The 21,941-nt window shown below is 62.0% G+C and carries 22 protein-coding genes; 9 read left to right on the top strand and 13 right to left on the bottom strand.

Annotation, left to right across the window (positions count from 1 at the left end; genetic code table 11):
* Positions 1-88: 88 nt before the first annotated feature.
* Both BLQ55_RS27590 and BLQ55_RS27585 read right to left on the bottom strand, forming a co-directional pair.
* Complete coding sequence (locus tag BLQ55_RS27590) at positions 89-877, bottom strand: hypothetical protein (RefSeq protein ID WP_092201745.1); 789 nt, start codon at positions 875-877, stop codon at positions 89-91.
* A 106-nt stretch (positions 878-983) separates the two neighbouring features.
* A complete protein-coding gene (locus BLQ55_RS27585; RefSeq protein WP_092201747.1) occupies positions 984-1,949 on the bottom strand; it encodes an alpha/beta hydrolase in 966 nt (321 codons plus the stop codon).
* 143 nt (positions 1,950-2,092) lie between these two features.
* Between BLQ55_RS27585 and aroC the strand changes: the two genes are divergently transcribed.
* The 3 genes from aroC to BLQ55_RS27570 are packed head-to-tail and all read left to right on the top strand — an operon-like array spanning position 2,093 to position 4,944.
* Positions 2,093-3,184, top strand: a complete 1,092-nt coding sequence (aroC, locus tag BLQ55_RS27580) for a chorismate synthase (RefSeq protein WP_060741135.1) — start codon at positions 2,093-2,095, stop codon at positions 3,182-3,184.
* A gap of 34 nt (positions 3,185-3,218) precedes the next feature.
* Complete coding sequence (locus BLQ55_RS27575; protein ID WP_092258611.1) at positions 3,219-4,364, top strand: MFS transporter; 1,146 nt, start codon at positions 3,219-3,221, stop codon at positions 4,362-4,364.
* 34 nt (positions 4,365-4,398) lie between these two features.
* Positions 4,399-4,944, top strand: coding sequence for a 1,2-dihydroxy-3-keto-5-methylthiopentene dioxygenase (locus BLQ55_RS27570; RefSeq protein WP_092201751.1), 546 nt, complete (start codon positions 4,399-4,401; stop codon positions 4,942-4,944).
* A gap of 157 nt (positions 4,945-5,101) precedes the next feature.
* Here the strand turns inward: BLQ55_RS27570 and BLQ55_RS27565 are convergent, their stop codons facing one another.
* Positions 5,102-5,380, bottom strand: a complete 279-nt coding sequence (locus BLQ55_RS27565) for a DUF3509 domain-containing protein (protein ID WP_003204481.1) — start codon at positions 5,378-5,380, stop codon at positions 5,102-5,104.
* A gap of 355 nt (positions 5,381-5,735) precedes the next feature.
* On the opposite strand from BLQ55_RS27565, the gene BLQ55_RS27560 reads away from it, so the two are divergent.
* From BLQ55_RS27560 to BLQ55_RS27545, 4 genes are all read left to right on the top strand, one after another.
* On the top strand, positions 5,736-7,562 hold the full coding sequence (locus tag BLQ55_RS27560) for a long-chain-acyl-CoA synthetase (protein ID WP_092258608.1): 1,827 nt from the start codon (positions 5,736-5,738) through the stop codon (positions 7,560-7,562).
* 94 nt (positions 7,563-7,656) lie between these two features.
* Complete coding sequence (locus BLQ55_RS27555) at positions 7,657-8,178, top strand: ankyrin repeat domain-containing protein (RefSeq protein WP_092201755.1); 522 nt, start codon at positions 7,657-7,659, stop codon at positions 8,176-8,178.
* Positions 8,179-8,347: 169 nt separating this feature from the next.
* A complete protein-coding gene (locus BLQ55_RS27550) occupies positions 8,348-8,878 on the top strand; it encodes a hypothetical protein (RefSeq protein ID WP_092258605.1) in 531 nt (176 codons plus the stop codon).
* 71 nt (positions 8,879-8,949) lie between these two features.
* Positions 8,950-9,141, top strand: coding sequence for a PLDc N-terminal domain-containing protein (locus BLQ55_RS27545; RefSeq protein WP_003204476.1), 192 nt, complete (start codon positions 8,950-8,952; stop codon positions 9,139-9,141).
* 59 nt (positions 9,142-9,200) lie between these two features.
* Here the strand turns inward: BLQ55_RS27545 and BLQ55_RS27540 are convergent, their stop codons facing one another.
* From BLQ55_RS27540 to gcl, 9 genes are all read right to left on the bottom strand, one after another.
* Positions 9,201-10,403 carry an MFS transporter gene (locus tag BLQ55_RS27540; RefSeq protein ID WP_092201759.1) on the bottom strand — a complete coding sequence of 401 codons (1,203 nt, stop codon included), beginning with the start codon at positions 10,401-10,403 and terminating at the stop codon, positions 9,201-9,203.
* 249 nt (positions 10,404-10,652) lie between these two features.
* Entirely contained in the window at positions 10,653-11,651 is a 999-nt protein-coding gene (locus BLQ55_RS27535; RefSeq protein WP_092258602.1) for a sulfate ABC transporter substrate-binding protein, read from the bottom strand.
* 96 nt (positions 11,652-11,747) lie between these two features.
* The gene (locus BLQ55_RS27530; RefSeq protein WP_092201763.1) at positions 11,748-12,572 is read right to left on the bottom strand and encodes an ion transporter; all 825 of its coding nucleotides are present in this window, start codon (positions 12,570-12,572) and stop codon (positions 11,748-11,750) included.
* Positions 12,573-12,592: 20 nt separating this feature from the next.
* The gene (locus BLQ55_RS27525) at positions 12,593-13,492 is read right to left on the bottom strand and encodes an urea transporter (RefSeq protein WP_092258600.1); all 900 of its coding nucleotides are present in this window, start codon (positions 13,490-13,492) and stop codon (positions 12,593-12,595) included.
* Between the two features lie 114 nt (positions 13,493-13,606).
* Entirely contained in the window at positions 13,607-15,022 is a 1,416-nt protein-coding gene (gene pyk / locus BLQ55_RS27520; protein ID WP_092258597.1) for a pyruvate kinase, read from the bottom strand.
* The gene (locus BLQ55_RS27515) at positions 15,012-16,292 is read right to left on the bottom strand and encodes a glycerate kinase type-2 family protein (protein ID WP_092258594.1); all 1,281 of its coding nucleotides are present in this window, start codon (positions 16,290-16,292) and stop codon (positions 15,012-15,014) included. The genes pyk and BLQ55_RS27515 overlap by 11 nt, the downstream gene beginning before the upstream one ends.
* 144 nt (positions 16,293-16,436) lie before the next feature.
* Positions 16,437-17,327 (bottom strand): 2-hydroxy-3-oxopropionate reductase, encoded by an 891-nt coding sequence (locus tag BLQ55_RS27510; RefSeq protein WP_092258591.1) that lies wholly within the window; start codon positions 17,325-17,327, stop codon positions 16,437-16,439.
* Between the two features lie 116 nt (positions 17,328-17,443).
* Positions 17,444-18,238 carry a hydroxypyruvate isomerase gene (gene hyi, locus BLQ55_RS27505; protein ID WP_092201774.1) on the bottom strand — a complete coding sequence of 265 codons (795 nt, stop codon included), beginning with the start codon at positions 18,236-18,238 and terminating at the stop codon, positions 17,444-17,446.
* Between the two features lie 137 nt (positions 18,239-18,375).
* Complete coding sequence (gene gcl, locus BLQ55_RS27500; RefSeq protein ID WP_060741149.1) at positions 18,376-20,151, bottom strand: glyoxylate carboligase; 1,776 nt, start codon at positions 20,149-20,151, stop codon at positions 18,376-18,378.
* Positions 20,152-20,419: 268 nt separating this feature from the next.
* Between gcl and BLQ55_RS27495 the strand changes: the two genes are divergently transcribed.
* Both BLQ55_RS27495 and BLQ55_RS27490 read left to right on the top strand, forming a co-directional pair.
* A complete protein-coding gene (locus BLQ55_RS27495) occupies positions 20,420-20,860 on the top strand; it encodes a GlcG/HbpS family heme-binding protein (RefSeq protein ID WP_092201777.1) in 441 nt (146 codons plus the stop codon).
* Positions 20,861-21,076: 216 nt separating this feature from the next.
* The gene (locus tag BLQ55_RS27490; protein WP_092201780.1) at positions 21,077-21,535 is read left to right on the top strand and encodes an REP-associated tyrosine transposase; all 459 of its coding nucleotides are present in this window, start codon (positions 21,077-21,079) and stop codon (positions 21,533-21,535) included.
* A 101-nt stretch (positions 21,536-21,636) separates the two neighbouring features.
* Here the strand turns inward: BLQ55_RS27490 and BLQ55_RS27485 are convergent.
* The coding region (locus BLQ55_RS27485) for a transposase (RefSeq protein ID WP_143011795.1) at positions 21,637-21,941 on the bottom strand (305 nt) is incomplete at its 5' end.

Genomic DNA, 21,941 nt, shown 5'->3' with positions numbered 1-21,941 from the left:
GGCGTCGGATCAGCCACATTGCAGTTGACTGATCCATCGCTATCGCGAGCAAGCTCGCTCCCACAGGGTTACTCACGCGCTATTGAGTTCAATGGCGCGTCGCAATCCAGATCAGCAATCCCGCCTGGAACATGGCAAAGGCCACCAGGCAGGTGATGGTGAAGCGCAGGCCGGCGTCTTCGCGCTTGAACTTGGTGACCTTATCTTCCTGCTGCTTGAGTTTGACTTCCTGTTCCGCCAGGTTCTGCTCGGCTTGTTGCAGCATCTGCGCGGCTTCAAGGATGGTCACGAACTGCAGCTTCTCGGTGTTCCAGTCCCCGACCAAATCGCCCACCTGGGCCGGCTTGATGCTGCCCTTGAGGTGCTGGGCGTCGGCGTAGGCCACCTCGAAACCCTGGGCCTTGAGAAAGCGGTCGCGGCGCAGGCGAGTGTCTTCGTTCAGGGCGTCCTTGTTATCCAGGTCGGAACCCTCGACCTGGTAGGCCGACCAGCGTTTCTTGGCCCAGGTAATGCCTTGGGCCGCGAGGAAACGGCCGATGCCCCGATTCAACGGCTCGATTTGCAGGTTTTCCGGCGAAAAGAACAGGCGTTTTTCGACGTGGTCGGCCCAGACATCCAGGTGATTCTGTTCCTTGCGCACCCGCTGGTTCGGCAACTGGATGCTCATGCGCAGCAGGCTGCGTTCCTTGCTGTGGCGCTCGACATAGCTGAACTCGACAAACCGCAGCGGCCGCACACCGGTGGCGCGGTCGGTCTTGAGCGGCGCCAGGCGGAGCATTTTGTGATGCTCGGTATGCACATCGGCCCACGGCAGCTCCACCGCAGACGAGGCGGGGGCTTCGGCAGCGGTGTCGGGGGAAGCTTGAGTTTCAGTCATAACGGCAAAATCCTGTCCAGGCCGGCGGGTCGGTAGCCAATGCGCTATCCGACACCGGGTTATCGGCTGTTTTTGCCAGTACTGAAGCTAAATCGACTAAAACCGCCTAACGCGCGGCTAACGAGTCAATAAAACGCAGAATCCGCGTACCCAGTTCGGCCGCCAAGGGCAGGTTGGGGTCCTTGTAGGAGGCCAATTGTCGTTTCACGTCGTTGGGCACGATGCGCATCACGTGGTTCATGCCCTCGATCAGCGCCAGTTCGGCGTCGGGCTTGGCGGCTTTCAACTGCCGGGCATCATCGGCGCCGACCTGGATATCGTTGCTGCCCTGAATGATCAAGGCTGGCATCTTCAGCGCGGCGAAGGCCCGGGCCGGGTCCTGGCGGAACAGCGAGATCAGGTAGGGCTGTACGCTGGGGCGGAAAATGACCTGCAGTTGCGCCGGCACGTTGCTGTCGAGCCGACCGGCCTTGAGACTGTCGAGCAGCTCATTGCTGCGCAGCATCAACGGCGGCGGCAGGCGGTTGCTCAGTTGTTGGCGCAATACCTGATCGATCGGCCGGGCACTGCCGGACAGCGAAATCACCGCTGCCGCGTTGGCCTGGGGCGCGGCGAGGCTGGCGATCAGCGCGCCTTCACTGTGGCCCAGCAGGATCAACGGGCCCAGGCGTGGATCGGCGGCGAGCTTGTGGCTCCAGGCCACGGCATCGGCCACATAGGCCTCGACGCTCAGATTGCGCTCGTCCGGGGTCGCCGCGAGGCTGGCGGCCACGCCTCGTTTGTCATAGCGCACGCTGGCGATGTTGTGCCTGGCCAGCACCCAGGCCAGGCGCTTGAGGCTGTCGTTGCGCCCGCCCTCGGGGTTGTTGCCGTCGCGATCCGTAGGACCGGACCCGGAAATGATCAGGACAACCGGCACCGGCGTGTCGGACTTGGGCAGCAACAACGAGCCGAAAAGCTCACCGCTGCCGGTGTCGAGGCTGATGGGGCGTTGCAGCACCGTGGCCTGTGCCAGGCAGGAAAACAGGCCGGTAAACAAGGTAAGGCTTAGGGCAAGCAGCTTTAACATCATCACGCCATTAGTTGCGAAGGTGCCGGTTGGACTGGTGGCCGCCGATAAGGTTCGAGGATGAACTACGCGGGGAGCCTGCGTATACTGGCGCCCACTACGAATCCAAGGTTGAGTCTCTCAGCGTTTTTCACGGAGCACCCTGCATGTCCGGCAATACCTACGGCAAGCTGTTCACTGTCACCACCGCGGGCGAAAGCCATGGCCCGGCGTTGGTCGCCATTGTCGACGGCTGCCCGCCGGGGCTGGAGATTTCCCTGGACGACCTGCAGCGTGACCTGGACCGTCGCAAGCCCGGTACCAGCCGCCACACCACCCAGCGCCAGGAAGCCGATGAAGTCGAAATCCTCTCCGGGGTATTCGAAGGGCGCACCACCGGCTGCGCCATCGGCCTGCTGATCCGCAACACCGACCAGAAGTCCAAGGATTACTCGGCCATCAAGGACCTGTTCCGCCCGGCCCACGCCGACTACACCTACCACCACAAATACGGCGAGCGCGACTACCGCGGCGGCGGCCGCAGCTCGGCCCGGGAAACCGCCATGCGCGTGGCGGCCGGGGCGATCGCCAAGAAGTACCTGGCCAGCCAGGGCATTGTCATTCGTGGCTACATGAGCCAGTTGGGGCCCATCGAAATCCCGTTCAAGACCTGGGATTCGGTAGAGCAGAACGCTTTCTTCTGCCCCGACCCGGACAAGGTGCCGGAACTCGAGGCCTACATGGACCAACTGCGCCGTGACCAGGATTCGGTCGGTGCGAAGATCACCGTGGTGGCCGAGGGCGTGATGCCGGGCCTGGGCGAGCCGATCTTCGACCGCCTCGACGCCGAGCTGGCCCACGCGCTGATGAGCATCAACGCGGTGAAGGGCGTGGAGATCGGCGCCGGTTTCGCCTGTGTCGCCCAGCGTGGCACCGAGCACCGTGACGAACTGACCCCGGACGGTTTTCTCAGCAACAATGCCGGCGGTATCCTCGGCGGCATTTCCTCGGGGCAGCCAATCGTGGCGCACCTGGCCTTGAAACCGACGTCCAGCATCACCACGCCGGGACGCTCCATCGACATCCATGGCAACCCTGTCGATGTGATCACCAAGGGCCGTCACGACCCGTGCGTCGGCATTCGTGCCACGCCCATCGCTGAAGCCATGATGGCCATCGTGCTGATGGATCACTTGCTGCGTCATCGCGGCCAGAACGCCGACGTCCGCGTCAGCACCCCGGTGCTGGGGCAACTTTGATGGCCGGCCTGCCAGCCGCCGTGGCCTGACGACCATGGTGGCACTGCCGTACTGGCGGCTCTCCAGCTTCTATCTGTTCTATTTCGCCCTGCTCGGTTCGACGGCGCCGTTCCTGGCGCTGTATTTCGATCACCTGGGCTTCAACGCGGCGCGCATCGGCGAGCTGGTGGCGATCCCGATGTTGATGCGCTGCGTGGCGCCGAACATCTGGGGCTGGCTGGGGGATTACACCGGCCGACGCCTGGCGATCGTGCGGTTTGGCGCGATCTGCACGCTGCTGACCTTCTCGCTGATCTTCATCGATAAAAGCTACGCCTGGCTGGCGATGGTCATGGCCTTGCATGCGTTTTTCTGGCACGCGGTGTTGCCGCAGTTCGAAGTCATCACCCTGGCCCACTTGAGCGGGCAGGCCTCGCGCTACAGTCAGGTCCGCCTGTGGGGCTCCATCGGTTTCATCATCACCGTGGTGGTGCTCGGCCGCTTGTTCGAATGGCTGAGCCTGGACATCTACCCGGTGGCGCTGGTGTTGATCATGGCCGGCATCGTCCTTGCCAGCTTCTGGGTGCCCAACGCCCAGCCCTTGCAGGGGCCGCGAGTCGTGGGGGAGGGCTTCCTGCGGCAACTGCGCAACCCCGGCGTGCTGGCGTTCTACACCTGCGTGGGCCTGATGCAGGTGAGCCACGGGCCGTATTACACCTTCCTGACGTTGCACCTCGAACGCCTGGGCTACAGCCGTGGGTTGATCGGGCTGCTCTGGGCGGTCGGTGTGGTGGCGGAAGTCTTGGTCTTCCTGCTGATGAGCCGGATCCTGGCACGGTTTTCCGTGCGTCGGGTACTGCTGGCCAGTTTCCTGTTGGCGGCGTTGCGCTGGCTGTTGCTGGGCTCGCTGGCCGAATTTCTCTGGGTGTTGTTGTTCGCCCAGGTGCTGCATGCGGCGACCTTCGGCAGCTTCCACGCCGCGGCCATCCATTTCGTGCAACGCAGCTTCGGTCCTCGCCAGCAAGGCCAGGGGCAGGCGCTGTATGCCGCGCTGGCCGGTACCGGCGGGGCCTTGGGCGCGTTGTACGCCGGCTACAGCTGGAACGCCCTGGGCGCCAGTTGGACGTTCAGCCTCGCCAGCCTCGCCGCGTTCGCGGCAGCCGTTATCATTGCGACACGCATGCAAGAGGACCGGCCATGAGCCTTCGAACCATTAATTTGCTGGAGCCATTGTCATGAGCAGCCTGTCCGTTTATCACGTCTCGAGCCCTGACCTTCCGAACAAGGTGTTGACTCATTTCGAGGACATTGCCGCGACCCTGGCCGAACAAGGTGTTCGCTTCGATCGCTGGGAAGCGGCGGCGAAAATTCAGCCGGGGGCCAGTGAGGAGGACATCATCGCGGCTTACCAGGCTCAGATCGATGCGTTGATGACTGAGCGGGGTTACGTTGCGGTCGATGTGGTCAGCGTGAGCAGCGATCACACCGAACAGGTGGAGCCGCAGGCTGAGTGGCTTGATGAATATCGCCATGGCCAGGACGAGGTACGATTTTTCGTCAGCGGTCGAGGGTTGTTTAACCTGCACATTGGCGATTATGTCTATGCGGTGCTGTGTGAAAGGAACGATCTGATAACGGTGCCTGCCGGTACGCCGCATTGGTTTGACAGGGGGGAGCGGCCGCATTTTGTTTCGATCCGTTTGTCCGGTGACGCCCAGGGGGTGGTCGCGGAGTTCACAGGCGATGATATCGCTCGCCGGTTTCCTCGCCTGGAAGACTGACCTGCGTTCAAAAGTGAGCGGCCGTTACCGTCGAACGGATAGGCCCACCCATCGCCCGGAACACGGCGGGCTTTTGCAGGACGCAAAAAAACGGCGCTTCCCATTTCTGAAAGAGGCGCCGTTTTCCAGTCAACAGCAACGCGAGTTTCCGGCAGACTCAAGCGCTGTGGTAAGTCGGCAGCGCAAACCGATGCTGGCTCTGCAACAGCGTGATCTGGGGCAACTCGCTGGCCTGTTCGGCCAAGTCGCGACGGATCGCGCTGATCGCCCAGGACAACTGATCCCCCGCGTGCAGTTGCGCATAGGAAATCGTGCGTTTGAACAGCTTGCCGTCGCTATTACGCAAGGTCAGCAGAATGCCGCCATCCGGGCGGGGTTGAGTGGTCACTTCGTAGTTGGAAAACAGGGATGCAAACTTTTCTTGAATCATGTTCATAGTTGACTGCTCCATGGTGTGGCAAACCGTGGAGGGGTAGTTGCACTGTCTGTGCCAGCATTTATCACCTTAAAATTACTTTAAAAAACAATGTGTTACGTTTTTGCTCGATTTTCGCTTTCGTGCATCTTGCATGAACGGCCATCGTGCATCCTGCATTTTGCGTGGTTGGGCAACGATATTTGGAACCAAATCGTTTTCCGGCGCTCACGCTTCGCCTGCCTCGGGCAGCAGATACAAAACATTGCAAAAACCGCATGTACAGTGCCGCGACCGGCGGCGTACTTTCGAGCCAAAATCACCGCCAGCCCGATAACAAGAACCGAGACCCACGAGGTCGAACGGGGAAGATCACATGAGTCGTACACCCAGCGACGCCATTACCTGGGGCATGATGCTGCGCAAGCTGCCAGCCATCGCCAGAGCCGTTCCCCGGATCGTCAAAGGCAGGAAGCTGGCCAATGTCCAGGATCCGACCCAACCGTGTGGCCTGGGCTGGTGTTTCGAACAGGCCACCCGACGCAATCCCGAGGGCCCGGCGCTGCTGTGTGGCGATACGGTGTTGAGTTATGCACAGGTCAACGGGCAGGCCAATCGCATCGCCCATTACCTGTTGGCCCAAGGCATCGGCAAGGGCGACTGTGTGGCGATATTCGTCGAGAACCGGCCGCAGTTGTTGATCAGCGTGCTGGCGATGGCCAAGGTGGGCGCGGTCAGTGCCATGCTCAACACCTCGCAAACCGGCGATGCGCTGGTGCACAGCCTGGCCCTGGTCAACCCGATCGCGGTGCTGGTCGGGGATGAGCGGGTCGCGGCTTTCAACGATGTGCGAGCGCGCACCGCACTGCCGGTCAACAGGACCTGGTGGCTGGCGGATCAGGACGGCGTCGATGTGCCGTCCGGTTTCGTCGACCTGATGGCCGGTTGCGAGGATTACCCGGACGATAACCCGGCGTGCAGCCGGGAGGTTTTCTGCAACGATCCGTGTTTTTACCTCTACACTTCGGGCACCACCGGGCTGCCCAAGGCCGGGGTGTTTCGCCATGGTCGCTGGATGCGCACCTCCACCAGCTTCGGCCTGATCGCCCTGGACATGCGGCCCGATGATGTCGTCTATTGCACCTTGCCGCTGTACCACGCCACCGGCCTGTGCGTGTGTTGGGGCGCGGCGATCTGTGGCGCGTCGGGGTTTGCGATTCGACGCAAGTTCAGCGCCAGCCAGTTCTGGAGCGATGTGCGCCGTTACCGGGCGACCACATTGGGGTATGTCGGTGAGTTGTGCCGGTACCTGATCGACCAGCCCGTCGTTGCCGATGACCGCCACCACGGTGCGAAGAAAATGATCGGCAACGGCCTGCGGCCCGGGGCCTGGTCGGCCTTCAAGACGCGGTTCGGCATCGATCATATCTGCGAGCTGTATGCGGCCAGCGACGGCAATATCGGGTTCACCAACGTCCTGAATTTCGACAACACTGTCGGGTTCTCCCTGATGGGCTGGGAATTGGTGCAGTACGACCATGCCAGTGGCCTGCCGCTGCGCAACCTGCAGGGTCGCATGCAAAAAGTGCCCAAGGGCCAACCGGGCCTGCTGCTGGCGCGGATCGACGAGAAGGCGCCGCTGGATGGCTACACCGAGCAAGCCTTGACCGAAAAAACCATCTGCCGGGATGTCTTCGTGCCGGGGGACCGTTACTTCAACACCGGAGACCTGCTGCGCAACATCGGCTTCGGGCATGGGCAGTTCGTCGATCGCCTCGGCGACACCTATCGCTGGAAAGGCGAGAACGTCTCCACCACGGAAGTCGAAAACGTCTTGCTGCAACACCCGCAGGTGGCCGAGGCGGTGGCTTATGGCGTGGAGATCAATGGCACCAATGGCCGTGCCGGCATGGCGGCAATCACCCCGTCCGAATCCCTGGCGATCCTGGACTTCAGCGAGCTGTTGCAATTCTTGCAATGCAAGTTGCCCGCCTATGCCGTGCCGCTGTTCCTGCGCATCAAGGTGAAGATGGACACCACCGGCACCTTCAAGTATCGGAAGACGCGCCTGAAGGCTGAAGGGTTCGACCCGTGCGTCGCCGGGGATGAGCCGGTCTATGCCTGGCTGCCGGGTACCGATACGTACGTGCGGGTGGACCGGCAACTCGCGGTGCGGATCCAGGATGGACAATTGCGTTATTGATCCTGGCTATGGCGGGCACAGTGAAAAAAGGGATGACAGCGCCCGGGTCCCTCGGGAAACTAGCCACTTTGCGAAGAGCCGAGTGGAGTTTCCCATGTCCGATACAAGCCGCCAGATGACCCCGGAAGAGGCTGCCGAGTTTGCCGAGCAGGTGTTCAACGTCGCACGCCAGGGCGACGCGGCCATGATGGCCGCGCTCCTGAGCAAGGGCCTGCCGCCCAACCTGCGTAATCACAAAGGCGACACCCTGTTGATGCTGGCCGCTTACCACGGGCATGTGGAAACGGTGAAAGTGCTGCTGGAGCACAAGGCCGATCCGGAAATCCGCAACGACAACGGCCAGAGCCCGATTGCCGGCGCGGCGTTCAAGGGCGACCTGGCAGTGGTCTCGGCGTTGGTGGACGGTGGCGCGCAAGTGGAGGGCGCCTCCTTCGATGGCCGTACCGCCTTGATGATGGCGGCGATGTTCAACCGGGTGGAAATCGTCGACTACCTGATCGGCAAAGGCGCCGACCCGAAAGCCAAGGACGCCAACGGCGTCTCGGCCCTCGATGCCGCCAGGACCATGGGCGCGGTGGACACCACGGCGCAGTTGGAAAAGATGTTGGCCCTGTAAGAGCTGACGAGCGAAGCGAGGCTGCGATCTTTCACCTGACAGTTGAATCTCAAGCGAGCGATCAAGATCAAAAGATCGCAGCCTCGCTTCGCTCGGCAGCTCCTGCGGACCGATGTGATGCGCTATCCTGCCCGCCCTCAAGCCACCCTTCGCCACAGGATTCACCCCCATGAAAGCCGCTCTCATCGAACTCGTCGGTAAAATCAGCTCCGGCTGCCTCGGCGAGGCGGACATCGCGAAAATCGCTGACGAAGCGGCCCAGGCCTACGCCGATCCGACGGCTTTCCTGGCCGCCAACCCCGATATCAACTACGACGACACGTTCCCGATCCCGTTGGGTGAGTGGGTGGTGGTGGGCAGCCTGCCGGACACCGTGCTGTTCCAGGCCGACACCTACGTGGACCTGTTCGAACAGATCGTCGCCTCGTTCGGCCCTGGCGTGGCGTTCAATCTCAAGCCCAAGCAGCTGGCGAAAACCGAAGCCCTGACCGCGCTCAACCGCATCCAGATCCAGATGAGCAGCCTGAACAAGGAAAACGGCGGCTACGTGCTGATGAACTTCAGCCAGTTGCTCGACGATGAATTGCAAATGGTGCTGGTGTACGGCAACGACGTGCCGCGGGTGCTGGAACTGTGTGCCGAAGTCGGCATCGCCGCCGCGCCGGCCTTGGAAGCTCTCAAGGTCGCGGTCCACGTCTGAAGCAATAAAACGGAACCCTTGCCTGGGGCCCGCTATCCTAAGGGTGCCTATCACCATTTGGGAGCGACACCATGGGTTCCACCTTCAACGGCCTGGTCGGCCTGATTATCCTGGCGCTCGATATCTGGGCGATCATCAATGTGCTCAAGAGTGGCGCGGAAACCGGGATGAAAATTCTCTGGGTGCTGCTGATCCTGCTGCTGCCGGTCCTGGGCCTGATCATCTGGGCGATTGCCGGGCCGCGTGGCAACGTGCGGATTTGACCGCTCCATGAAAATGCCCGGTCGCCTCGAGCGACCGGGCATTTTTTATGCGTGGGGTTTCAGGCCGTGGCCAGGGACGGCTTGCGCGAGGCACTCAAGAAGCGCAGCAAGGCCAACAGCGGAAAGGCGCTGCCGACGATCACCACCCACAACCAGCCGCCGTGCTCGTATACCGCGCTGGCAATCGATGAGCCAAAGGCGCCGCCGACGAAGATGCTGGTCATGTACAGCGCATTCAGCCGGCTGCGACTCTTGGCATCGAGGGCGTAGATGGTGCGCTGGCCCAGGACCATGTTCATCTGCACGCAGAAGTCCAGGACCACGCCGGTCACCGCCAGGCCGATCACGCTGTAGAGCGGATGGATGAACGCCGGCAGGAAACTCAGGCTGGCGAACAGCATCGCCAGCAGCGAGGCGTTGCGGGTATGGCCGGCATCCGCCAGGCGACCGGCGATGGGCGCGGCGATGGCACCGATGGCACCGACCAGGGCGAACAGGGCGATTTCAGTCTGGGACAGGCCATGGTTGCGTGACAGCTCCAGCGGCACGGCGGTCCAGAACAGGCTGAACGTGGCGAACATGCAGGCTTGATAGAACGCCCGTTGGCGCAACAGCGGTTGTTGGCGCAGCAGGGTGCCGAGCGAACCCAGCAGTTGACCATAGGAGGCGCTATGGTCGGGCTGGCGCTTGGGCACGGTCAGCGCCAGGACGATGCTGATCGCGACCATCAACGCGGCGGCGATGATGAACATGGCCCTCCAGCCGAAGTGATCGGCCACGACGCTGGAGACCGGCCGCGCCAGCAGGATCCCGAGCAGCAGGCCGCCCATGATCCCACCGACGACCCGCCCCCGGGACTCCTCCGGCGCCAGGTGCGCGGCCAGCGGAATCAGGACTTGCACCGACACCGAACTGAATCCCACCAGCAGCGAGACCAGCAGGAACACATTCGGCTGGTCAGTGAACGCCGCCCCCAGCAAGCTGGCAATCGCCACCAGCGTGGTGAGAATCATCAGCCGACGGTTTTCCAGCAAGTCACCCAACGGCACCAGGAAAAACAGGCCCAGGGCATAACCGATCTGGGTCAGCGAGACGATCAGGCTGGCCATGGTGCTGCTCAGGCCGACATCGGGTGCGATCAGTTCGATGATGGGTTGGGCGTAGTAGATGTTGGCGACAATGGCGCCGCAGCAGAAGGCGAAGAGCAGGACCATGCCGCGGGTCAGGGTGCTGCCGGGCGAGGTGGGTGAATGCGCACTCATGGCAATCTCATCGATCGATTGAAAGGATGGCGTGAGGCTAAAGACTTGCGGGGCTCAGGAACAGGGCTTGTGGCTGATATCAGTCATGCCGGGAATTAATGGCAACGATCAGATCCTGTGGGAGCGAGCTTGCTCGCGATAACGGTCTGTTCTACATCAATGATGTTGGAATGAAGCCGCAATCGCGAGCAAGCTCGCTCCCACAGGTTTGCACTTGGCTGACAGCGTGGTTTTGAGGCGAGTCGAGCCTCACTGCCCGCTATAGATCTGGTCGAAAATCCCACCGTCATTGAAGTGAGTCTTCTGCACCGTGCGCCAGTCGCCGAAGGTTTTTTCCACGGACAGGAAGTCCACTTTCGGGAAGCGGTCGGTGTATTTGGCCAGTACTGCCGGGTCCCGTGGGCGCAGGTAGTTGGCGGCAGCGATTTCTTGGCCTTCGGGCGACCACAGGTATTTGAGGTAGGCCTCGGCGGCTTCGCGGGAGCCTTTTTTCTCGACGACTTTGTCGACCACGCTCACCGGTGGCTCGGCCTCGGCGGAAACGCTTGGGTAGATCACTTCGAACTGGTCGCGGCCGAACTCGCGGGCGATCATTTCCGCCTCGTTTTCAAAGGTCACCAGCACGTCGCCGATCTGGTTGGTCATGAAGGTGGTCGTCGCGGCGCGACCGCCAGTGTCCAGGACCGGCGCCTGCTTGAACAGTTTGCCGACGAAGGCCTTGGCCTTGTTCTCGTCACCGCCATTTTTCAGCACATAACCCCAGGCCGACAGGTAGGTGTAGCGACCGTTGCCGGAGGTTTTCGGGTTGGGCACGATCACCTGCACACCGTCCTTGAGCAGGTCGGGCCAGTCCTTCAGCGCTTTGGGGTTGCCTTTGCGCACGATGAATACCGTGGCCGAGGTGAACGGCGCGCTGTTGTTCGGCAGGCGGGTGACCCAGTTCTCGGGCACCAGCTTGCCATTGTCCGCCAGGGCGTTGATGTCGGTGGCCATGTTCATGGTGATGACATCCGCCGGCAGCCCGTCGATCACCGAGCGCGCCTGTTTGCTGGAGCCGCCGAACGACATTTGCACGGTGATGTTTTCGTTGTGCTCGGCCTGCCAGTGCTTCTGGAAGGCTGCGTTGTAGTCCTTGTAGAAGTCGCGCATGACGTCGTAGGAAACGTTAAGCAGGGTCGGGGCGGCGTGGGCCAGGCTGCCGAAGGTCAGGCCAACGGCGAGAAGGGAGGCGCCAAAGAAGTTCTTCACTTACGAATTCCTTTTTATTTGAACGGGGATTCCGGGCAATTAGCCAGCACACTAGCCGCATGCCTATAGACCTTCAAGCATCAAAAAGTGCTTTGCTTATTCCAATTTCTTAAACAGTGCATTGCCACAACGGGAGCAGAAAGCGGCGCCGTGTTCGTGGTTGTTTTTGCTGCACACCGGGCAATCGTGCCTGAGCTGGTCACCGCGCATGGCCGTGGCCAGTTCAGCCGTGAAAATACCCGTTGGCACGGCGATGATCGAGTAACCGGTGATCATCACCAGGGACGACACCACTTGGCCCAGGGGCGTCTTGGGCACGATGTCGCCGAAGCCTACGGTGGTCAGTGTCACGATAGCCCAATAGATACCCTTGGGGATGCTGGTGAAACCGTGCTCGGGGCCTTCGATGACGTACATCAGCGTGCCGAAGACGGTCACCAGGGTCGAGACGCTGACCAGGAACACGATGATTTTCTGCTTGCTCCCGCGCAGCGCCGCCATCAGGTAGTTGGCTTGCTTGAGGTAAGGGCTGAGCTTGAGCACGCGGAAAATCCGCAGCATGCGGATGATCCGAATGATCAGCAGGTATTGGGCATCGCTGTAGTACAGCGCCAGGATCCCCGGCACGATCGCCAGCAGATCCACCAGGCCGTAGAAACTGAAGGCATAGCGCAGCGGCTTGGGCGAGCAGTACAGGCGCAGGCCGTATTCGACGATGAAGATGAACGTGAAACCCCACTCGATAGCCGCCAGCAGGGCCGCATAGTGCTTGTGCACGCTGTCGATGCTGTCGAGCATCACGATCACCAGGCTGGCGAGGATGATCAACAGCAAGGTGCTGTCGAAGCGCCGGCCGGCCACGGTGTCGGTCTGGAAAATGATCACGTAGAGGCGTTCACGCCAGTTGTCGCTGCTTTGCATAATCTTCGCCTGAACCGGAATCAGCGAAGCCTAGGGGGATTGCCCTGTACAGCGCAAGGCGCGATGTCGAGGCTGGCCTGACGCCACGCCCGGCCGGTGGCCTGGATCAGCCAGCAGGCGAGGATGAACGGTGCTGTCAGGGGAGGCAGGCCGAGGGCGGTAAAGCCTGGCGTGAGCATGATTGCCAGGACGATGCCCATCAGCGGCAGCCATGGGCGGCGCTGTTGGCTGAGGGCCAGCGCCACCAACACCGGGTTGTAGCCGCCCAGCCCGGACAGGGCGGTTGCGTTTTCATGCTGCGACAAGGCGAAGGCCAGGCCGAAGGCGGAAGCGAACAATGCCCACGCGCCGGCGCGCCGGTTGGCCAGCAGCAGACCGGCGGCGATCAGCGCACCGGCCGCTGGATGGTCGAGAAACATGACCTGGCCCAGTCCGCTCAGAAGCGCGGCCAGCAGGTTGGGCAGGGTCATTTCAATCGAGGTGACGGCGGGCTGCGGCAGGGTGAACCCCATCAGCAGCCAAGCCAGCCCGACAAAGGGCGCGGTATAGGCGGGCAGGCAACGAGGGCCTCGGGTGCGCTTGAGCCATTGCTGGGTCAGCATCGCGCTGAGGCCACCCGCGGCGATGATCAACGGTGGCAACAGGGCGGACCAGGGCAACGCCAGGCTCAGCAGCAAGCCCAGCAGGATGCCGTTGTAGCTGAACAGTCCGGCTTGCCGGTCGGCCTTGGTGTAACCGCGTCGCTGGGCCGTCAGCAACCCGGCCACCCCGCCGAGCAATGCGCCGCCGAACAGGGCGGGCGCCGTGAGCAGGATCGCCAACAGGCACAGCAGGCCGCACAGCGGATGGCGCTGGAGAAAAACCTGGCTGAAGCCGTTGAGCAGGGCGGTGGCCCAGTCGGGGCAGTGGGTGTTGGGCATGGTAGGTGTGTGCCAGAGGGACCGAGTCGACTTCATCGCGAGCAAGCTCGCTCCCACAAGGGCACCGCAGCCCCTGTGGGAGCGAGCTTGCTCGCGATGAGGCCAGTACAGACGCTAGATCAACGTCTCGATGCGCAGCGAATTGGTCGACCCCGGCTGCCCGAACGGCACGCCCGCGGTGATCAGCAAGGTATCGCCACGCTGGGCCATGCCTTGGGCCTGGGCGATTTCCAGGGCGGTGGAACAGACTTCGTCCACCTGCTTCAACCGATCATTGACCACCGAGTGCACGCCCCAGGCCACCGTCAGGCGGCGGGCGGCCTGCAGGTTCGGCGTGAGGTTGAGGATCGGCACCGCCGGCCGTTCCCGCGCCGCGCGCAGGCTGGAGCTGCCGGATTCGCTGTAGTTCACCAGCACCGCCACCGGCAGGATGCTGCTGATGCGCCGGATCGCGCAGCTGATGGCATCCGACACCGTGGCCTCGGCTTTCGGTCGGCTGACGTCCAGCTGCGCCTGGTAGTCGGGTCCGTTTTCCATCTGGCGGATGATCTTGCTCATCATTTGCACGGCTTCGAGGGGGTAATCCCCTGACGCGGTTTCCGCCGACAGCATGACCGCATCGGCTCCTTCGGCCACGGCGTTGGCAACGTCAGTGACTTCGGCGCGGGTGGGCGCCGGGGAAAAGCGCATCGACTCGAGCATCTGGGTGGCCACCACCACCGGTTTGCCCAGGGCGCGGCAGGTGCCAATGATGTTTTTCTGAATCTGCGGCACGCTTTCGGCCGGGACTTCGACCCCCAGGTCGCCGCGGGCGACCATGATCGCATCGCTCAATTCGGCGATTTCCCGCAGTTGGGTCACCGCCGACGGCTTCTCGATCTTCGCCATCAGGAACGCCTTGTCGCCGATCAGCGCGCGAGCTTCGCGGATGTCCTCGGGCCGCTGCACGAACGACAATGCCACCCAGTCCACGCCCAGCTCCAGGCCGAAACTCAAGTCGCGCCGGTCCTTGGCGGTCAACGGGCTCAGGTCGAGCACGGCCTGGGGCACGTTCACGCCTTTGCGGTCCGACAGCTCGCCGCCGTTGAGCACTTCGGTGTCGATGGCGTCGCGGTGCCTGGCGGTCACGCGCAGGCGCAACTTGCCGTCGTCCAGCAGCAGGTCCATGCCCGGCTCCAGGGCCGCGATGATTTCCGGGTGGGGCAGGTTGACCCGGCGTTGATCACCCGGCGTCGGGTCCAGATCCAGGCGCAGGGCCTGGCCCCGTTGCAGCAGGACCTTGCCGTCGGCGAATTGGCCAACCCGCAGCTTCGGACCTTGCAGGTCCATCAGGATGCCCAGGGGGTAATTGAGCTGCTGCTCGACGTCACGAATCCACTGGTAGCGCTGGGCGTGGTCCGTATGGTCGCCGTGGCTGAAGTTCAGGCGGAAGATGTTCACGCCGGCCTGTACCAGCTCGCGGATGTCATCGATCCCACGGGTGGCGGGGCCGAGGGTCGCGAGGATCTTGACCTTTTTATCAGGCGTCATGTTGGGGGTTCTCGAGGATCAGGATGGCGCGAAAGTCGTTGACGTTGGTGCGGGTCGGTTCGGTGACGATCAGCGCATCCAGGGCGGCGAAGTAGCCGTAGCCATTGTTGTTGTCCAACTCGTCGCTGGCGCACAGGCCCAGTTTGGCGGCGCGGCGATAGCTGTCCGGGGTCATGAGGGCGCCGGCGTTGTCTTCGGAACCGTCGATGCCGTCGGTGTCGCCGGCCAGCGCATAGATGCCGGGATGGCCCTTGAGGCTGTCGGTCAGGCTCAGCAGGAATTCGGCATTGCGCCCGCCACGGCCATCGCCGCGCACGGTAACGGTGGTTTCGCCGCCGGAGAGAATCACGCACGGCGCCGCCAGCGGCTGGCCGTGCAAGGCGATTTGCCGGGCAATGCCGGCATGGACTTTCGCCACCTCCCGGGATTCGCCTTCCAGGTCGCCGAGGATCAACGGGCTGAAACCGGCCTGGCGAGCCTTCACCGCTGCGGCTTCCAGGGATTGCTGGGGACGGGCGATCAATTGGAAGTGGCTGCGGGCCAGGCTCGGGTCGCCGGGCTTGACGGTTTCCGACGCTGGGCTGTGCAGCCAGTCGCGCACCGACGCCGGCACATCGATGTGGTAGCGCTGGAGAATCGCCAGGGCTTCGGCCGATGTACTGGGGTCGGCCACCGTGGGGCCGGATGCGATGACCGTGGCCAGGTCACCCGGCACATCGGAAATCGCGTAGGTGTACACCGTCGCCGGCCAACAGGCCTTGCCCAGGCGCCCGCCCTTGATCGCCGAGAGGTGCTTGCGCACGCAATTCATCTCGCCGATGGTCGCACCGGACTTGAGCAAGGCTTTGTTGATCGACTGCTTGTCGGCCAGGGTGATGCCTTCGGCGGGCAAGGCGAGCAGGGCGGAGCCGCCGCCGGACAACAGAAAGATCACCCGGTCGTCTTCGCTGAGATTGCTCACCAGCTCCAGGACTCGCTGGGCCACGGCCAGGCCCGCGGCGTCAGGCACCGGGTGGGCGGCTTCCACCACTTCGATTTTCTGGCAGGGCGCGCCATGGCCGTAGCGGGTCACAACCAGGCCGGACACTTCACCCTGCCAGCAGCGTTCGACCACTTGTGCCATGGCCGCCGCGGCCTTGCCGGCGCCAATGACGATCACCCGGCCGCTGCGGTCGCTGGGCAGGTAGTGTTCAAGGACGTGGTGCGGATGGGCCGCGTCGATGGCTGTGGTAAACAGCTCGCGCAGCAGTTGTTGCGGATCGACCGACATGGCGGACTCCCGGTTTTTTATTATGGGTGTTGATGCGGACCCTGTGGGAGCGAGCTTGCTCGCGATAGCGGTTTTACATTCAGCAACGATGTTGGCTGGGCTACCGTTATCGCGAGCAAGCTCGCTCCCACAGGGGGGCAGGGTTTATTTGTCGCGAATCGAGAAATTGGCCATGTGCTCCAACCCCTTGATCAGCGCCGAGTGATCCCAGTGGCTGCCGCCAATGGCCGCGCAGGTGCTGAACACCTGTTGGGCGTTGGCGGTGTTGGGCAGGTTGATGTTCAGTTCCTTGGCGCCTTGCAGGGCCAGGTTCAGGTCCTTCTGGTGCAGGCTGATGCGGAAGCCCGGGTCGAAGGTGCCCTTGATCATGCGTTCGCCGTGCACTTCGAGGATCTTCGACGACGCGAAACCGCCCATCAGTGCTTCACGGACCTTGGCCGGGTCGGCACCGTTTTTCGCGGCGAACAACAACGCTTCGGCCACCGCCTGGATGTTCAGGGCGACGATGATCTGGTTCGCCACCTTGGCGGTCTGGCCATCGCCATTGCCGCCCACCAGGGTGATGTTCTTGCCCATGGCCTGGAACAGCGGCAGGGCGCGCTCGAAGGCGGCGTTGTCGCCACCGACCATGATGCTCAGGGTCGCGGCCTTGGCACCGACTTCACCACCTGAGACCGGGGCATCGAGGTACTGTGCGCCTTTTTCATTGATCTTCGCCGCGAACGCCTTGGTGGCGGTGGGGGAGATCGAACTCATGTCGATCACCACCTTGCCCGCGCCCACGCCCGCCGCCACGCCGTCGGCGCGGAACAGCACGTCCTCGACCTGCGGCGTGTCCGGGACCATGACGATGATGAACTCGGCTTCCTGGGCCACTTCCTTCGGGTTGGCCAACGCCACCGCGCCACCGGACAGCAGGTCGGCCGGAGCCGCGTCGTGGTGCAGGGACAGGAACAGGCTGTGACCGGCGTTTTGCAGGTTCAGTGCCATGGGGTGGCCCATGATGCCGGTGCCGATGAATCCGATTTTAGCCATGGGGAAATCCTCTTGTTTTTGTATTGCTTCAAGCAAATGGGAGACGGCTTTTTGTGGGAGCGAGCCTGCTCGCGATGGCGGCTCTACATTCAATAAAGATGTTGGCTGGACTACCGCTATCGCGAGCAGGCTCGCTCCCACAAGGTTTTCAGCCAGCCCAGGCCGGCTTCGGTGGTGGTCAGCGGCTTGTATTCACAGCCGACCCAACCCTGGTAGCCGATGCGGTCCAGGTGTTGGAACAGGAAGCGGTAGTTGATTTCCCCCGTGCCCGGCTCGTTGCGGCCCGGGTTGTCCGCCAGTTGCACATGGTTGATCTCGCCCAGGTGCGCCGACAGGGTCCGGGCCAGGTCACCTTCCATGATCTGCATGTGGTAGATGTCGTATTGCAGGAACAGGTTGGCGCTGCCCACCTGCTCGCGGATCGACAAGGCCTGGGCGGTGTTGTTCAGGTAGAAGCCAGGAATGTCGCGGGTATTGATGGCTTCCATCACCAGCTTGATGCCTTTGGCCTGCAACTTTTCGGCGGCGTATTTCAGGTTGGCGACGAAGGTTTTCTCCACCAGGGTTTCACTGCAGTTCTGCGGACGAATCCCCGACAGGCAGTTGACCTGCGTGTTGCCCAGCACCTGGGCGTAGGCGATGGCCAGGTCGACACCGGCGCGGAATTCCTCGACCCGGTCCGGCAGGCAGGCAATGCCGCGCTCGCCCTTGGCCCAGTCGCCGGCCGGCAGGTTGAACAGCACTTGGGTCAGGCCGTGGGTGTCGAGCAAGGCCTTGAGTTCGGCGGAGCTGTAGTCATAGGGGAACAGGTATTCGACACCACTGAAGCCGGCCTTGGCGGCGGCTTCGAAACGGGCGAGGAAATCCTGCTCGGTAAACAGCATGGACAGGTTGGCGGCGAAACGCGGCATGGTGGTCTCCTGTGAATATTTATCAGGCCCCCTGGGGGAGCGGGCTTGCTCGCGATAGCGGTGTGTCTGCTTGCATCCAGGTTTGAATGTAGCGCCGTCATCGCGAGCAAGCTCGCTCCCGCAGGGACGCCGGTCGGTCAGTCGAGCAACGAAATGGCGGTCGGTGCATCGTTGCCCACAAGCGCCAAGTCTTCAAACTCATTGACGGCATTGATCTCGGTGCCCATGGAGATGTTGGTCACCCGCTCCAGGATGATCTCGACGATCACCGGCACCTTGAACTCCTCGATCATCGCTTGGGCCTGGCGCAGCGCCGGTTGGATACCCGCCGGTTCGAACACCCGCAGCGCCTTGCACCCCAGGCCCTCGGCCACGGCAACGTGGTCCACGCCATAGCCGTTGAGTTCCGGGGCGTTGAGGTTGTCGAAGGACAGCTGCACGCAATAGTCCATGTCGAACCCGCGCTGGGCCTGGCGAATCAGACCCAGGTAGGAATTGTTCACCACCACATGGATGTAGGGCAGTTTGAACTGCGCACCCACCGCCAGCTCTTCGATCATGAACTGGAAATCATAGTCGCCCGACAGCGCCACGACCTTGCGGCTCGGATCGGCCTTGACCACCCCCAGCGCCGCCGGAATGGTCCAGCCCAAGGGACCGGCCTGGCCGCAGTTGATCCAGTGGCGTGGCTTGTAGACGTGGAGGAACTGCGCCCCGGCGATCTGCGACAGGCCGATGGTGCTGACGTAGCAGGTGTCCTTGCCGAACACCTGGTTCATTTCTTCGTACACCCGCTGTGGCTTGACCGGCACGTTGTCGAAGTGGGTCTTGCGCTGCAGGCTGGCCTTGCGTTGCTGGCAGTCCTGCAGCCAGGCGCTGCGGTTTTTCAGTTTGCCGGCGGCTTGCCATTCGCGGGCCACTTCGATGAACACGGTCAGGGCCGAGGCGGCGTCGGAAACGATGCCCAGGTCAGGGGTGAAGACGCGGCCGATCTGGGTCGGCTCGATGTCCACATGAATGAACGTGCGGCCTTCGGTGTAGACGTCCACCGAACCGGTGTGACGGTTGGCCCAGCGGTTACCGACGCCCAGCACCACGTCCGACTTGAGCAAGGTCGCATTGCCGTAGCGGTGGGACGTTTGCAGGCCGACCATGCCGACCATCTGCGGGTGATCGTCTGGGATGGTGCCCCAGCCCATCAAGGTGGGGATGACCGGGATACCGGTCAGCTCGGCGAACTCCACCAGCAGGTCGCTGGCATCGGCGTTGATGATGCCGCCGCCGGCCACCAGCAATGGACGTTCAGCCTGATTGAGCATGGCCAGGGCTTTCTCGATCTGCACGCGGTTGGCCGCGGGTTTGGCCAGCGGAAGCGGTTGATAGGCGTCGATGTCGAACTCGATCTCGGCCATCTGCACGTCGAACGGCAGGTCGATCAGCACCGGGCCCGGGCGGCCGGAGCGCATCTCGAAGAACGCCTTCTGGAAGGCATACGGCACCTGGCCCGGCTCCAGCACGGTGGTTGCCCACTTGGTCACGGGTTTGACGATGCTGGTGATATCCACAGCCTGAAAGTCTTCCTTGTGCATACGGGCGCGGGGGGCTTGTCCGGTGATGCACAGAATCGGGATGGAATCGGCCGAAGCGCTGTAGAGCCCGGTCACCATATCGGTGCCGGCCGGGCCCGAAGTGCCGATGCACACACCGATATTGCCGGCCTTGGTCCGGGTGTAGCCCTCGGCCATGTGCGAGGCGCCTTCAACGTGGCGAGCGAGGACGTGATCGATGCCACCCACCTTCTGCAGGGCGGAGTACAGCGGGTTGATCGCGGCACCCGGGATGCCGAAGGCCGTGTCCACGCCTTCACGGCGCATCACCAGAACGGCAGCTTCGATTGCTCTCATTTTGCTCATTGTTTTGTGCCTCTTACGTTTTGTAATTGTATACAAGTGGCTTTGTGCAGAGTGTATTCATGGCGAACGACGCAGGTCAATCCCTTTCCTCAAGCACCTGTTTCATTCGTCGGAAGGTCAGGTTTTGCTGCTTTCTTCTATCAGTTAAGGTGATTTGTGAAAATTATTGTATACAAAAATATTCTATGTTGTGTTCTATTTATGGGGTTCGGTTTTGCTGAAAGTGAAGCCCTCAAGGCTTTTCCATAACAAAAGAAGGACAGCACCCATGAGCGTTCTAACTTTGAAAATCGCCGTCAATCTGGCCGGGCAAGCCCTTGCCGCCGGTCATGAAATCAGCGCTGCGCCCTTGACCGTCGCGGTCCTGGACAGTGGCGGGCACCTGATTGCCTTGCAGCGCGAAGACGGCGCCAGCCTGCTTCGCCCGCAGATCGCCATCGGCAAGGCCTGGGGCGCCATCGCCCTGGGCAAAGGCTCGCGCCTGCTCGCCCAGGACGCCCAACAACGCCCGGCGTTCTTTGCCGCTTTGAATGGGTTGGGACAGGGCAACGTCGTACCGGCCCCGGGTGGGGTATTGATCAGGGATCAGAACGGCAGGGTGCTGGGGGCGATTGGTGTCAGTGGCGATGTTTCGGATGTGGATGAGCAGGTGGCGGTCAGGGCGGTGGAGGCGTTGCAGTTGAGGGCGGATGTGGGGGTGGTCGCTTGATTTTGGGGTGAATGGACTGACGCCATCGCGAGCAAGCTCGCTCCCACCAGATGGGCTGCGGCGAACACAATATGTATGAGATTTTGCAAATCTCCTGTGGGAGCGAGCCTGCTCGCGATAGCAATCGATCAGACACATCCGGGTAAAAAGTTGGCCCGCATCCAAGTGTCTTCAGGTCTAGGCTTGCTCAGGATTCGATCATCTAAGGGGCACGGAATGCCTGGTTCACCAGCGTCACATCGGCTGCGCCTTGGCCGTAGTGCTGAGTCCAACCGGACTTATTTATTGACCACTAATACATTTGGCCGAGAGCCAATCTTCAATGACTTTATCCTAGGCAGATTGGTTGTTGAACAGTTTCGGAAGGCGGAGGATCAAGGCTTCGCCAACTCATTGGCATGGGTCGTTATGCCTGATCACTTCCATTGGTTGATCGAATTGCGCAAAGGGTCATTGGGTGACTTGATGCAGAGGACAAAATCACTGAGCACCAAATCAGTGAAGCTGCGTCTCGATCGCAAGCTCAGCATTTGGCAGGCAGGCTTTCATGACCGCGCGCTACGACGGGAAGAGGACTTGGTAAAGCTTGCTCGATATGTTGTCGCCAACCCGTTACGGGCAGGTTTAGTGAAGAAACTTGGCGATTATCCATTGTGGGACGCCATTTGGGTTTGACTCATAACCGAGTCGCCGTCATCGCGAGCAGGCTCGCTCCCACAGTGATTTGTGTGTGCCTGTGAGTTTTGCGGCTGTTGAGGACCGAAGTGTGGGAGATTCTATGTTGCAGGGCAACCCTGCAACATAGGCGTTGGCTGGTATTCGCTCTGATTTTTCATCAAGGCAAATGCCACTCGGCAGAGCTTGCGGGCTAGCACCACCAAGGCCTGGGTTTTTGAAAAGCCTCTCGCTAGGTACGACTCGTAAAATGGTTTCCATCTAGGCGAGCGGCACGCCGTCATTGCGGCGATATGAGCTAGTCGGCGTATTTCTGGATCCCCCTTCTTGGACAGGTATCGGGCGCCATTCTTTTTTCCAGAATCATCGACCCGCAAGTCCATCCCTAAAAAAGCGATAAACGCAT

It is taken from the genome of Pseudomonas sp. NFACC13-1 (assembly GCF_900104425.1).
Taxonomy (GTDB): Bacteria; Pseudomonadota; Gammaproteobacteria; order Pseudomonadales; family Pseudomonadaceae; genus Aquipseudomonas; species Aquipseudomonas fluorescens_AA.
Note: the sequence above shows the minus strand (reverse complement) of the source record. Positions and strands in the feature narration are given on the sequence as shown.